Source organism: Corynebacterium sp. UBA2622 (assembly GCF_002339505.1).
Taxonomy (GTDB): domain Bacteria; phylum Actinomycetota; class Actinomycetes; order Mycobacteriales; family Mycobacteriaceae; genus Corynebacterium.
In genome coordinates, this window is sequence record NZ_DDJO01000009.1 from 128,827 (window position 1) to 141,423 (window position 12,597).

Below are 12,597 nucleotides of genomic sequence, written 5' to 3' on the forward strand. Positions count from 1 at the left end.
TCGTTAAAACCGTTCCCGCGGGGCGACCTGCCGGATCTTGCCCAGCTCCACGGCCGCGCCGAGGGCCGCCTCGACGGCTTCGGCGCCCTTGTCCTCCTTCGCGCCTTCGCCGCCGGCGCGCTCGATGGCCTGCCGCTCGTCGTCGACGGTGAGCACGCCGTTGCCCACGGGAATTCCCTCGTCCAGGGCGACGCGGGTCAGACCCGCCGTGACGGAATCGCAGACGTAGTCGAAGTGCGCGGTATCGCCGCGGATCACGCAACCCAGGGCCACGACGGCGTCATAGCGGGATGCGCACGCCTGGACCACCACGGGCAGCTCGAGCGCACCGGCGACGCGGTACTCGTCCACTTTGGCGCCCAGCGCGCGTCCGGTCTCGACGGCGCGGGCGTGCAGCCGGCCGACAATCCCCTCGTTCCAGCGGGTGGAGACCACGGCAAGGGTCATGCCCTCGGCCTTGATCCGGGTGTCCTTCGGCGCTCCCTGCGTGGCCATGGCGTGCTCCTTCGGCGGTCTTAGTGCGCGGTGTGCGCGGTTTCATCCTGCCAGTGTTCCACGCTCGGCAGGTCGTGTCCCATCCGGTCGCGCTTGGTGCGCAGGTAGCGGATGTTGTCGTGCGAGGGCGCGGTCTCGATGCGCACCCGGCCGGTGACCTCGGGGCCGTAACCGGACAGGGCGCGGACCTTGTCGGGGTTGTTCGAGAGCACCTGCAGCGACTCGATCCCGAGGTCGGCGAGGATCTGGCCCGCCACGGAGTACTCGCGGGCATCCACGGGAAGGCCCTGCTCCAGGTTGGCGTCGACGGTGTCGAGCCCGCCGTCCTGCAGGCGGTAGGCCTCCAGCTTGGCCAGCAGACCGATGCCGCGGCCCTCGTGCCCGCGCACGTAGACCACGGCACCCCGGCCGACCTCCTGGATGCGCCGCATGGACTCGTGCAGCTGGGGGCCGCAGTCGCAGCGGCGGGAGCCGAAGACATCGCCGGTGAGGCACTCGGAGTGCACCCGCACCAGCACGTCACCGGGGCCGCGGACGTCCCCCTTGACCAGGGCGATGTGCTCGGTTCCGTCGACGGTGTTGCGGTAGCCGTAAGCCTCGAAGTCTCCGAAGTCGGTGGGCAGGTGCGTCACGGCGGTGCGTTCGACGAAGCGCTCCGTGTGGCGTCGGTAAGCGATGAGCTGCTCGATGGAGATCATCTTCAGCCCGTGCTCGTCGGCGAAGCGGCGCAGCTCGGGGCCGCGCGCCATGTCGGTGGGATCCTCCTCCGAGACAATTTCACACAGCGCGCCGACGGGCGCGAGCCCGGCGAGTCGCGCGAGGTCCACGGAGGCCTCGGTGTGGCCGTCGCGGGTGAGAACACCGTGGCGGCGCGCCCGGAGCGGCACGATGTGACCGGGGCGGGTGAAGTCCTCCGGGCCGCGGTTGGCGTCGGCGAGGCGGGTGATGGTCTCGCAGCGCGAGCGCGCGGAAATGCCGGTGGTCCCGGTTGCGGCATCGACGGTGACGGTGTACGCGGTGGAGCGGGCGTCCTCGTTGCGCGCCACCATCGGCGGAAGGTTGAGCGCGTCCGCGCGCCCGTCCTCGAGGGCGACACAGATGTAGCCCGAGGTGTGGCGGACCATGAAGGCGACGAGCTCCGGGGTGGCCAGCTCGGCGGCGAAGATGAGATCGCCCTCGTTCTCCCGGTCCTCGTTGTCGACGACGACAACGGCCTCACCGCGCCCAATGGCGGCGATCGCGTCCTCTACCGGGTCAAGGGAAATCCGCTCTGTCATGGATGTGTACCTTAGTCCCCGACCATTTTCTCGACGTATTTGGCCACAATGTCCACCTCGAGGTTGACCGGGTCACCCGGGGCGAGCGCGCCGGCGGTGGTTTCCTCCAGCGTGGTGGGGATGAGCGAGACCTCGAACCAGTCGGCCCCGACCGCCGAGACGGTCAGCGACGTGCCGTTGACGGTGATGGAGCCCTTCTCCACCACGTAGCGCGACAGCGCGGCGGGGAGGGTGAAGCGCACGACCTCCCAGTGGTGCGAGGGAGTGCGCGAGACCACCTCGGCCACGCCGTCGACGTGGCCCTGCACGATGTGCCCGCCCATGCGCGCGCCGGCCGCGAGCGCCCGCTCCAGGTTCACCCGCGAGCCGGGGGCGTAGGTCCCCAGCCGCGAGCGGTTCAGCGTTTCCTGCATGACATCGGCGCTGAACGTGCCGCCGGTGTTGTCCACCACCGTCAGGCACACCCCGTCCACGGCGATGGAGTCGCCCGGCTTCGCGTCGGAGGTCACCAGGGGCGCGGCGATGGTGATGCGGGCGGCGTCGCCAAGCTTCTCGACGCTCTCGACGCGCCCGACTTCCTCTACCAGTCCAGTGAACATCTATCTCTCCATTTCAATGAGTACGTCGTCGCCCAGCGCGGTGGCACCGGTGAGCGTGTAGCGGCGCGCGTCCGCCAGCGTCCCGGCGAGCGCCCGCTCCACCACGGGGCGGCCGCCGCCGAGCAGCATGGGGGCGAGGTAGGCCTGGATGCGGTCGACGACGCCGAGCTCGAAAACGCTGGTGAGCAGGCCCGCTCCCCCCTCGACCAGCACGTCGCGCGCACCGGTTTCCCACAGCGCCTCGAGCGCCTCGGACAGCGTGGCGTACTGCTCGAAGCCGAGGCGCGTGAGGTTCCCCTCCCGCACGCTGCGCTTCCCGATGACCACCCGCCGCGGCTGGCGCTCCATCAGCGTGCCGTCGGGCCGCCGCGCCGTCAGCGAGGGGTTGTCCGCCAGGGCGGTTCCCGTGCCGACGAGGATGGCGTCGCGCATCGCCCGGTCGGCGTGGACGTGCCGGCGCGCGGCGGGCCCGGTGATCCACTGGCTCGTGCCGTCGGGGGCGGCCGTGAATCCGTCGGCGGTGGCGGCGAACTTCGCGGTCACGGAGACCCGGTTGTGCCGCACGCTCGCGAGCCACGGCTGGAGGGCCCCGACCCGCACCGGCTCATGGACCGCCTCGACCCCGTGCTCCCGCAGGTAGTCCGCGCCCCCCGCGGCCTGCGGGTTGGGGTCCGCGGTGAGGTAGATGACGCGGGAGACGCCTGCCTCAGCGAGGGCGTGCGAGCAGGGCCCGGTGCGTCCGGTGTGGTTGCAGGGCTCCAGGGTGACCACGGCGGTGCCGCCCCGCGCAGCGTCACCGGCGGTGCGCAGAGCGTTGATCTCGGCGTGCGGCCCCCCGGCCGGGCTGGTGCCGCCGGTGGCGAGGACCTCCCCTCCGGCACCCACGATGGCGCAGCCGACGGGCGGGTTGGGCGAGGTTGTTCCGCGCACCGCGTCCCCCGCGGCGAGCGCCTCCCGCAGACCCGTGAACACCGGCGGCTTCTAAACCTGGCGCGCTTCGGCGGCCAGCGCGCGCAGGTTTTCCACGGCCTCGGCGGGGTTGTCCGCACCGAACACCGCGGAGCCGGCGACGAAGGCATCCACGCCCGCGGCCGCGGCCTCCGCGATCGTGGCGGCGCCGATTCCACCGTCGATGCCGATGACGGTGTCCAGGCCGGCCTGCGCGATGTGGTCGCGCAGCGTGAACACCTTGGACAGCACCTCCGGCATGAACTTCTGCCCGCCGAAGCCCGGCTCGACGCTCATGACCATGACCTCGTCGAAGTGCTCGAGGCTGTCGAGGTAGGGCTCGACGGGCGTGCCCGGCTTGACGGCGAACCCCGACTGCACACCCAGCTCGCGGATCTGCCGGCCCGCGGACACGTGGTCCCGGGTTGCCTCGACGTGGAAGACAAGGCGGTCCCCGCCGGCGTCGATATACGTCTGGAACCAGCGCTCGGGCTCTTCGATCATGAGGTGCATGTCGAGGAACTGGTCGGTGACCCCGTTGACGGCCCTGGTCACGTCGGGGCCAAAGGAGAGGTTGGGCACGAAGTGGCCGTCCATAATGTCGACGTGGATGAGGTCGGCGTTGGCAACCTTGCGCACGTCGTCTCCGAGCGCGGCGTAGTCGGCGGCGAGGATCGAGGGGGCGATGTGAATCATGTCTCTACCCTATCTTTCGTAGCACCGAGAAGAACATCGCGTCCGTGCCGTGGCGGTGCGGCCACATCTGCACGCTCGGACCGTCCCCGACGTTGTCCATCCCGCCCACGAACTGCCGGGCGTCCAGCTCCTCGACGGTGCCGGCGCGCAGGGCCGTGTCCACGACCCCGCGTGTCTCCCTCACGTCCGGCGAGCAGGTGGAGTAGACGATGATTCCCCCGGGTTTGGCCAGGCCGATGGCGGAGGCCAGCAGCTCGGACTGCAGGGCGTTGAGCTCCGCGATGTCCTCCTCCGTCTTGGTCCAGCGGGCCTCGGGGCGGCGCCGCAGGGCGCCGAGGCCGGAGCAGGGGGCGTCGACAAGCACCCGGTCGTAACCGGGTTCGAGGCCCGGGCTGCGGCCGTCGGCGGTGTGCACGGTGACCGGCAGCCCCGCGACGGCCCCGCGGATCAGCTCGGCGCGGTGGGTGCTCACCTCGACGGCGTCGACGGACGCACCGTCGATGGCCGCGAGCGCACCCATCAGCGCCGCCTTGCCGCCAGGCCCCGCGCAGAGGTCGAGCCAGCGGCCCCGGTCGTCGTCCACGGGGACGGAGGCGGTGGCCCAGGCGATGAGCTGCGAACCCTCGTCCTGCACGGAGGCGAGGCCGTCACGCACGGGTTCGAGCTGGCCCGGGTCCCCCTCCTCCAGGTAGACGGCGTAGGGGGAGTACGCCCCTTCCTCGCCGCCGGTGATGAGAGCGAGCTCCTCCGCCGAGATCTCTCCCGGGCGGGCGACCAGGTGAACAATGGGCCGCTCGCTGTCGGCGGTGAGTGCGGCCTCGAGCTCGCTCGGTTCTTCTGCCCCGAGGGCCCGCGCGAAGGAGCGCGCGATCCACTCCGGGTGGGCGGTGCGGAACGCGAGGTTCCCCAGCGGATCCTCCGGAGCGAGCTTGTTCATCCATTCCGCCGCGGGAGTGCGCGAGATGGTGCGAAGGATGCCGTTGGCGAAGCCCTTCGCCTTCTCCTGGCCGCTGGCCTCGACGAGCCGCACGGAGGTGTCCACCGCCGCGTGGGGTTCAACGCGGGTGTAGAGCAGCTGGTAGGCCCCGAGGCGCAGCGCCGCGAGCACCTCGGGAGCGACCCTGGCGAGCTCGCGTGAGGAGCACTCCCCGATGACTGCGTCAAGCACGCCCCGCGCGCGCAGGGCGCCGTACGTCAGCTCGGTGGCGAAGGCGGCGTCGCGCCCCTTGACCTTGCGCTCCTTGAGCAGCTTGGGGAGGATGAGGTTCGCGTACGCGGCGTCCTCCGCCACGCGGTAGAGCACCTCCCACGCCGCTTCGCGGGCGGGGTCGCCTATCGACGCCCTCCGCGGCCCTCCGCCGCGCCCCTTGCGCTCGGGGGCCGGGGCGCGCTGGTCCCGCCTGTCTCCGCGCGCCGGCTGGCGGCGGCCCTCCGCGCGCGACCTGAACCCGCCGCTCACTGGAACACCACTCCCCCGGCGACAACGTCGGTGCTGAGCCCGCGCGCCCACGCGGCGGCATCCATCATTTTCTTCCCCGGCGGCTGGATCGTGCCCAGACGGACATCGGTGGTGCCGGTGCCGACGAACACCGCGTTCTTTTCCACCCGGACTTCCCCGGGGCCGAGATCGCCGCTATCCGCGAGCTCGACCGGGCCGAGCTTGACCCGCTGACCGTCCCAGGTGCTCCACGCGCCGGGCGCGGGCGTGTGGGCCCGGATGGAGCGGTCGATCTCCGCGGCGGGGCCTGTCCAGGACACCTGGGCATCCTCCGGGGTGATCTTGCGCGCGTAGGTTCCGTCCGCCGGCTGCGGGACGGGGGTGATCTCCCCGTTTTCCAGGGCGGTCATGGTGTCCACGAGGAGGTCGCCGCCCGCATGGGCGAGGCGGGTGAGCAGGTCGTCGGCGGTGTCGTGCGGGCCGATGTCCTCGCCGACGGTGCCCAGCACGTCACCCGTGTCCAAGCCGGCATCAATGCGGAAGGTGGTGGCACCTGTGGTCACGTCCCCGTTCTTGATCGCCGCCTGCACGGGTGCCGCCCCGCGCCACTGCGGGAGCAGGGAGAAGTGGAGGTTGACCCATCCGTGCCGCGGGATGTCCAGCATGTCCTCGGGGATAAGGTTGCCGTACGCGACGACGGGGATGGCGTCCGGGGCCAGCTCGGTGAGCCGGGCGCGGATGGAGGGGTCGTCGCGAAGCGATGCCGGCATGAGCACCTCGATGCCGTGCTGTTCGGCAAGGGCCTTGACCGGCGAGGGGTGGAGGGTGCGCCCGCGGCCCCGGCGCGCGTCGGGGCGGGTGAGCACGGCGACAACCTCGTGGTCGGATTCGATGAGTTTCTGCAGGGCCACGACGGCAGGTTCCGGCGTACCCGCGAAGATGAGGCGCATCTAGTTCTCCTTAAACCAGTCCGCGCTGCGGACCATCGTCATTGCTTCCTTGCGGGCCTCTGGGTCCATGCGCCGCATGAACATGATCCCGTCGAGGTGGTCGGTCTCGTGCTGTATGCACCGGGCCAGCAGCCCCGTGGCGCGGATGGCGAGGGGGCGGCCCTCCACGTCGTACCCCGTGGCGAGGACGCTGTTGTGGCGGGTGACGGTTCCGGAGACCCCCGGCACCGAGAGGCACCCCTCCCGGCCGACCTGGAGCAGCTCGCCTGCGGGTTGCCACGCCGGGTTCACGAGGTGGCCCCTCATCCCTTGGCAGTCGAAGACGAAGACGCGGCTGGTCAGACCCACCTGGTTGGCGGCGAGCCCGACACCGCCCGCCGCATCCATGGTGTCGAGCATGTCCGCGACGAGCGCCCGGAGAGGCGCGCCGAAGCGCTCCACGGACCCGGCCACGGTATTGAGGACCGGGTCCCCGAACAACCTGATTTCGCGTACAGCCATGTTTGTACAACCTACCCCACCGGGAGGGGGCGGGAGGGCTCCGGACGGGTGCGGCGGGGAGCAGGCCCCGGGGTGTTTCCACGATGGCGGCGGCGGGTTCCGGCGGCTCCGGTTGTTCTTGCTCCGCGGCGAGTGCGACGCCAGTGAACGGTGCAGCCCGCGGGGGAACCGGTGTAATCTCGGAGTCTGCTATACGGCATCACTCACGGAGGAAATTATGAGCAACACAGCGTCGGACCCCGCCCGCAACCCAGCCGAGGACACGAACGACGAGCGCACCGAGGAGCTCTCCACCGCCGGACCCGATGGAACCCTCGACGATGACGATCTCGTGGACGAGGAGATCGACGAGTCCTTCCCCGCCAGCGATCCGCCGGCCAACTACTAGGCCAAGCGGCTCGACCTGCGGCCCGCGTCGGAGTGATACTTCCGGTGTGGGCCGTTCGCTTTGTGCGCGGGGAAGTCTCACCTGTATGAGTGGGCTGATCGCCGACCCTCAGTTGTGGGACGAGCCCGGGGAAATTAATACCCTCCGGGCACCGCCCCTCGGTGGGGTTACCCTTTCGGAAGTACGCTCAAGCACCACCCACCCAGTGGATGGCACACCCCGATTGACGGAGGCACGACAACGATGGAGTTCACCACCGCATTGCCCTACCCCCTGGATTTCACGTCCGGCCCGGAAAACTACCCGTCGATGACGATCGATTCCTTCAGCATCGGCGACACCACTTACTGGACCGCCCACGGTGAAGTCGAGATCGGGGGCATCCCGCGCTTTACCAAAGGCTCTATCGAAAACGGTGTCTTCACCAGCCTGGAGATCTCGACGCTCCACCCGGACGACACGTTTCTGGGTATCCCCCTGGCGCTGCGCCCCATCAGATTCCAAAACCAGTTGTCCGACATCGGCATCACCTCACTCAACGACGGATCCTCGGTCACGCTTCCCGGACGCAACGTGAGCTTCTACATCTTCGAAAACGAACTGGCCTCCATCTGCTCGACGCCATCTCCCACCCCAGACCAGGATTGACTCCAACCCGAAAGGCACCCCCAGTGAACTTCACCACCAGACTCGAGCTGCCGTTCCAGCTGGGAGGCACAGTCGAGGAAAACATCGCCATCCTCGATGACTACTTCTTCAACAACAAAACCTTCGGTACGGACCTGGAGGGGTTTATCATCGCCCACGATGCCGACAGTGGGCAGGAAGAGACGTGGAAAATCGTCTCCATCATCGAGGACGGGAAATGCGTAACCGCGCGGGTGGACTTTGGCGGAGAGACCGTAAGCTTTGCCGGGGTGTCTATCGGATTTGGCGACAGCCTACCAGTCGAGGAAACCGCTAAAGTACTGCGCACCAAGGGGTTTGAGGTCATCACGCAGAAATACGATGTGGTCCTTCCCGAGCATCTCCTCACCATCGAACCAGGTGGCAGCATCTGCTACTGGGACAAACATCACTTCTCCCGGGAAGACTTCCTCAGGGAAACAGTTCATCCTGGTTAAAACCCCTCACCCGCGCTAGGGGCAACCAACCACCCTCCTGCTGTGAGCAGAATGCTCCCCTTCCCCTTCGGGGAGGAGGTAGAAGCATGTGCGGACCCCCGCACACCTTATTTTGGATATCCCCGCGCTAATGCTCTGCGGTGACGCCCCCAAAAGCCCCAGGTAACCCGCGAAAGTCAGGCTCCACCTTCCACCAGCTGACGAAGCGCCGCGACGTGGGCCTCGAACGCCTCTTTTACCTGGGCAGTGAGCGTAACCCACACAGTGCCCTTCGCCCGCGTCGAACCGTACTCACGGAAACGGGTGACATAACCGCTGTCCTCCAAGACGGCGAGGTGCTTGGACAACGAGGCATCCGAGAGCCCCGTTAGATCCCGGAGGCGACGGAAACGCATCTCGTAGCGCGTCTCCCCCTCCGTCGCCCCGGCGGCGTTGAGGGCAGCGCAGATTTTCAAGAGGGCGACGGGATGGATGACGGAATCAAGACCCATGGGTCAGCGCCCCTCCTTGGCCATGACGTAAAAGAGCAACCCCGCGGAGACAATCCCCGCCGCGACAGAAACAACCATGTTCTCGCGCGGCAGCAACATCACAACAGGGTAGATGGCCAAGATGGGGATGAGTTGCTTTACGGACATGGTGGGCCCAGGCCACACATCTTGTTTGATGGCCGGGCGCACATCGCGCGGGGCCGCAAGCGCCGTGACGAGAAGACCGACAAGTACAACGACGATGACGGCAGCTCCCCACCCGATGTTCTGGAGCATCAGACCGACGGCACCCCCAAAGGAAAGGCTCAGGAGAACAATCCAGATCCACGGCACCCGCTGGCCCCCGGCCGGACGGGATTCCACCTCCTCCACCGCCTTCAGGGCGGCCCGCGCCTCCACGCTTTCCATACAGGAAAGCGTGGAGGCTGGAAGAGAGTGCCGGAACCCCCGGGTTAGACGAACTCGCGCGCCTGGGCTGGAAACCCCGCAGTGTGGGGTATTAGCGGGGCACCCATCTACAGCAAAACCGCTTGACCGGTCAGACGAGGCACACCCCGTCGGGCCCTAGACCCAACCACGCCCACGGGATAGAGGGAGGCCACCGCCCGGGCCCATGCCCCCGGTGAAACCTTCCCCGCGGTGCGGGCGGGGAAGCGATACGGTGAAAGAGACCCAGCTCGCCGCGCGGCGAGCCGCCGCCGCAACCACCCCGGGAGCCCCGATCCATGGATTTCACCACCACCCCACCCGCCCCCTTCAAATTCGGGGCACGGTTCAGCGACTATCCCGCACTGGAGCACAGCGTCCGCAGCATAGGTGACCAAGTGATAGAAAGCGCCAACGGCCGTGTCCCCATCGGAGAAGTCGAGCGGTACGTATCCCTCGGTGAGACCGACGGGAGGATTGACTACATCTCCATCAACACGCTGGCGCCGGAAGATACGTTTATGGGGGTTTCCCTATCATTGCGCCCCATAAAGTTCCGCAATGAGTTGAAGAAACTCGGAATCTCCAGCACAGGCGCCCCATGGGACTTCAAGCTGGGTGATTCCAGCATTTCATTTTGGACGGAAGAAGGAGAGATCGTCGCACTGAAATGGGAATCCCCCAGCCCTTCCACCCATTAGAAAGGCACACGCCATGAATTTCTCGAGCACGCTCAACCTCAGGATAAAACTGGGCGGGACAGTCGAAGAAAACATCGAGCTGCTCGATGACCACTTCTTCAACACCAAGACGTTCGGTACGGATCTCGAAGGCTTCCTGATCACTGACCCAGGGGACGAGCAGGAAGAAACGTGGAAGATCGTCTCAATTATCGAAGACGGCAAGTGCGTGACTGCCCGATTCGATTTCGACAACGACGACGTCACCTTCGCAGATGTTCCCATCGGACCGGATAACAGTGGGTCAGAAGAAGAAACTGCCGCGTCCCTGCGAGCTCAAGGTTTCGAGGTTATTGAGCAGGAATTTAGTCTGGTTCTACCCGAGCATTTCATCACAATCGAGCCGGGGTTAAGCCTATGCTACTGGGACAAGAACCACTGGACGCTCGAGGAATTCCTCGAAGAAACCGTCGTACCCGAGTAAGACCTCAGGGAGAAAGAGTGCCCACCATCGTCCAGCGCGACCCGGACGGGCGGCCGTCGGAGTACATACGCTCCGGTAGCTTTCCGTTGACTACGTTCCCTCGATGGGTGCCCACCCGCACAACCCGGGGACAAGACCGGCTGACCTGGTTTACAACCACTCCGGCCCGGGAAGGCGGCCCCCTGTTACCACGTACAGAAGCTGCATCACGACCAAGATGACCCCGATGGACAACAGCGGCGACAAACCCGCCACCACGGCCAAAACCATCAACCACCCGCTGCGGGCGACGTGGGCGAACACGCCGGCTACAACCCCTAAAGGGATAGTGATCACGTAATACACCAACGCCCCATCCGGGAAGATGGAGGGGAAAAGGTACGGGAAAGCAATGGCAGCACCCGAGACGAGGGCCGAAACCCACCCGGCCCACCGGCGTCTGTTTCGCCCCTCGGCCATAGAGTCACCCCTTCCGTCCGTTTCGACCCCACCCTAACCCAAGGGGGCCGGCCGGTGCGGGGTGGATTCAACTCCCCCACCGAACACCGGGACCACCCACCCCACCGGGAAGTAAGCTGTGCAAAAACAACTTCTAAGGGTGCGTCACCTCGCTCCCCGCCCGGCAAGGAGACCAAAGTGAGTGGACGCCACATCCCCAGGCATCAGAAGAGAATGGCCGGGGCTGGATGCCTCATACTCTCGGCCGCCACGGTCCTTTCGTCGTGCGGCAACCTCGTGTACACGGATATCGAAGGAACAACAGGGGTTGGCCGCAGCGAAAGTGGCGACATCGAAATTTATGTCCGGCCCTGCGGCACGAAGGTGGACTACATCGCCGTATCCGGGAAATTCGAGTATCCAACCAGTGAAGCCTCCACTGGTTCAGTCCCGCCTGAAGGGGGCAATCCCGACTTTGGACAGCTGAAAACCAACAAGCCCCAGCGGGACCCGTTTGTTATCAACCTCAACAATCCCCCCGCCCCGTGGAAAATCGAATCGCCGATCAACCTGCCGGCCGACGAATCCACCTGGCTTCTCATCTCGGCAACCCCGACAAGTCAAGACAAAGAGACCGCGGGGGTGGCGGTTCAAAAACAGTCCATCCTCCAACTCCAGCCCGGTGAAATTCTCGTTGGGAAAAGTACCGATATAGGCGGGTCCGGAACCAGCATCGTCACGCAGGAGGAATTCAACCAATGCGCTGACTAGGGGTGATTAAACCGACCCTCCGGGAGGGGATCTACCCGGCCTTCTCAGCGAGGTACTTGTACAGGGTGGTCCACCCGACACCGGGGCGTTGAGTCGCCCCGATCCAGGTGGCACCGTCAGCCATCCCACCGCCAACCCGGGTCACACACTCGTCGACAGATACCTTTTCCCGAACGCATAAGCACCGCGCACCAATAGTTTCGCGAGGCAAAGAACGGGCTTATTTTGGAGAATCATGCGCCCTCCACGTGCGACAATTTCCACATGCCATACGGACACGTTGATCCCGCCATGTTTGAACGATTTGATCCGGCCATGTTTGCACGATTGACGGTCATTTTTGTGGCGGTGCCCGCAGCTCTGTCCGTGCTATTTATCTGGTTTGTATCCAGGTCGCAGCCAGCTGACACCCGCCGTAACCTCAACGGACCACGTGTCACCCCATGCATCCTCTCACTCGCGGCAGGCTTTGCTTCTGCCGTGGGCTGGTTGTCGTGGAATGAAGGAAGCCCCATCTTCGATGCTTTGCGTTATGGAGCGCCGACACAGTTTGCCCTGTACCAAGTCATCGGCTGCGGGGTAACGCTCATTCTTTTAAGTGGACTTATCACGCTTCAGTCAAAGAGCAATCTCTTCGGCGCTGTGGCGGTATCCGTGTGCACGGCCGCGGGTTTTGCCACCGCATTCGCATTGGACTCATCAATGCACGATGCTCCTTCCCAGGAAGGAATCGGGGTCGTATTTTCCTACGTGGGAATGGGCCTACTCGTCATGGTGACCAACCTCCTATGCGTCGCGGCGCGAACAGTGCGCTCGAAGAGCAACCGCCGCGACTAGCGACGAAAAACGCCGCAGCTTACCCATTCTCGTCCGCGAGGTATCTGTGTACAA

At 66.2% G+C, this 12,597-nt stretch carries 17 protein-coding genes; 7 read left to right on the forward strand and 10 right to left on the reverse strand.

Going from position 1 to position 12,597, the window contains the following annotated elements:
* Nucleotides 1–3: 3 nt before the first annotated feature.
* The 8 genes from ribH to def are packed head-to-tail and all read right to left on the reverse strand — an operon-like array spanning nt 4 to nt 6,904.
* Nucleotides 4–495, reverse strand: a complete 492-nt coding sequence (ribH, locus tag B3611_RS03220) for a 6,7-dimethyl-8-ribityllumazine synthase (protein WP_291313629.1) — start codon at nt 493–495, stop codon at nt 4–6.
* 20 nt (nt 496–515) lie between these two features.
* Entirely contained in the window at nt 516–1,772 is a 1,257-nt protein-coding gene (locus B3611_RS03225; protein ID WP_291313630.1) for a bifunctional 3,4-dihydroxy-2-butanone-4-phosphate synthase/GTP cyclohydrolase II, read from the reverse strand.
* A gap of 11 nt (nt 1,773–1,783) precedes the next feature.
* The gene (locus B3611_RS03230; protein WP_291313631.1) at nt 1,784–2,371 is read right to left on the reverse strand and encodes a riboflavin synthase; all 588 of its coding nucleotides are present in this window, start codon (nt 2,369–2,371) and stop codon (nt 1,784–1,786) included.
* Complete coding sequence (gene ribD, locus B3611_RS03235) at nt 2,372–3,343, reverse strand: bifunctional diaminohydroxyphosphoribosylaminopyrimidine deaminase/5-amino-6-(5-phosphoribosylamino)uracil reductase RibD (RefSeq protein ID WP_291313632.1); 972 nt, start codon at nt 3,341–3,343, stop codon at nt 2,372–2,374.
* Nucleotides 3,344–3,352: 9 nt separating this feature from the next.
* Nucleotides 3,353–4,015, reverse strand: coding sequence for a ribulose-phosphate 3-epimerase (rpe, locus tag B3611_RS03240; RefSeq protein WP_291313633.1), 663 nt, complete (start codon nt 4,013–4,015; stop codon nt 3,353–3,355).
* Between the two features lie 4 nt (nt 4,016–4,019).
* Nucleotides 4,020–5,474 carry an RsmB/NOP family class I SAM-dependent RNA methyltransferase gene (locus tag B3611_RS03245; RefSeq protein WP_291313634.1) on the reverse strand — a complete coding sequence of 485 codons (1,455 nt, stop codon included), beginning with the start codon at nt 5,472–5,474 and terminating at the stop codon, nt 4,020–4,022.
* Nucleotides 5,471–6,403, reverse strand: coding sequence for a methionyl-tRNA formyltransferase (fmt, locus tag B3611_RS03250; RefSeq protein WP_291313635.1), 933 nt, complete (start codon nt 6,401–6,403; stop codon nt 5,471–5,473). Before fmt ends, B3611_RS03245 begins: the two co-directional genes overlap by 4 nt.
* Nucleotides 6,404–6,904, reverse strand: coding sequence for a peptide deformylase (def, locus tag B3611_RS03255; protein ID WP_291313636.1), 501 nt, complete (start codon nt 6,902–6,904; stop codon nt 6,404–6,406).
* A 217-nt stretch (nt 6,905–7,121) separates the two neighbouring features.
* Between def and B3611_RS03260 the strand changes: the two genes are divergently transcribed.
* From B3611_RS03260 to B3611_RS03270, 3 genes are all read left to right on the forward strand, one after another.
* Entirely contained in the window at nt 7,122–7,292 is a 171-nt protein-coding gene (locus B3611_RS03260; protein ID WP_291313637.1) for a hypothetical protein, read from the forward strand.
* Nucleotides 7,293–7,535: 243 nt separating this feature from the next.
* Nucleotides 7,536–7,940, forward strand: coding sequence for a hypothetical protein (locus tag B3611_RS03265; RefSeq protein ID WP_291313638.1), 405 nt, complete (start codon nt 7,536–7,538; stop codon nt 7,938–7,940).
* 23 nt (nt 7,941–7,963) lie between these two features.
* The gene (locus B3611_RS03270; protein WP_291313639.1) at nt 7,964–8,416 is read left to right on the forward strand and encodes a hypothetical protein; all 453 of its coding nucleotides are present in this window, start codon (nt 7,964–7,966) and stop codon (nt 8,414–8,416) included.
* A gap of 176 nt (nt 8,417–8,592) precedes the next feature.
* On the opposite strand, the gene B3611_RS03275 is transcribed toward B3611_RS03270, so the two are convergent.
* The gene (locus B3611_RS03275) at nt 8,593–8,907 is read right to left on the reverse strand and encodes a transcriptional regulator (protein ID WP_291313640.1); all 315 of its coding nucleotides are present in this window, start codon (nt 8,905–8,907) and stop codon (nt 8,593–8,595) included.
* 3 nt (nt 8,908–8,910) lie between these two features.
* The gene (locus B3611_RS03280; protein WP_291313641.1) at nt 8,911–9,315 is read right to left on the reverse strand and encodes a hypothetical protein; all 405 of its coding nucleotides are present in this window, start codon (nt 9,313–9,315) and stop codon (nt 8,911–8,913) included.
* A 317-nt stretch (nt 9,316–9,632) separates the two neighbouring features.
* Between B3611_RS03280 and B3611_RS03285 the strand changes: the two genes are divergently transcribed.
* The 4 genes from B3611_RS03285 to B3611_RS03300 all read left to right on the forward strand — a co-directional run bounded on the left by B3611_RS03285 (nt 9,633) and on the right by B3611_RS03300 (nt 12,543).
* Nucleotides 9,633–10,034: a hypothetical protein gene (locus tag B3611_RS03285; protein ID WP_291313642.1), complete on the forward strand. Its 402-nt coding sequence runs from the start codon at nt 9,633–9,635 to the stop codon at nt 10,032–10,034.
* A 13-nt stretch (nt 10,035–10,047) separates the two neighbouring features.
* The gene (locus tag B3611_RS03290) at nt 10,048–10,497 is read left to right on the forward strand and encodes a hypothetical protein (protein WP_291313643.1); all 450 of its coding nucleotides are present in this window, start codon (nt 10,048–10,050) and stop codon (nt 10,495–10,497) included.
* 636 nt (nt 10,498–11,133) lie between these two features.
* Nucleotides 11,134–11,706 (forward strand): hypothetical protein, encoded by a 573-nt coding sequence (locus B3611_RS03295; protein WP_291313644.1) that lies wholly within the window; start codon nt 11,134–11,136, stop codon nt 11,704–11,706.
* Nucleotides 11,707–11,970: 264 nt separating this feature from the next.
* The gene (locus B3611_RS03300) at nt 11,971–12,543 is read left to right on the forward strand and encodes a hypothetical protein (protein ID WP_291313645.1); all 573 of its coding nucleotides are present in this window, start codon (nt 11,971–11,973) and stop codon (nt 12,541–12,543) included.
* The last annotated feature ends 54 nt before the right edge of the window (nt 12,544–12,597 follow it).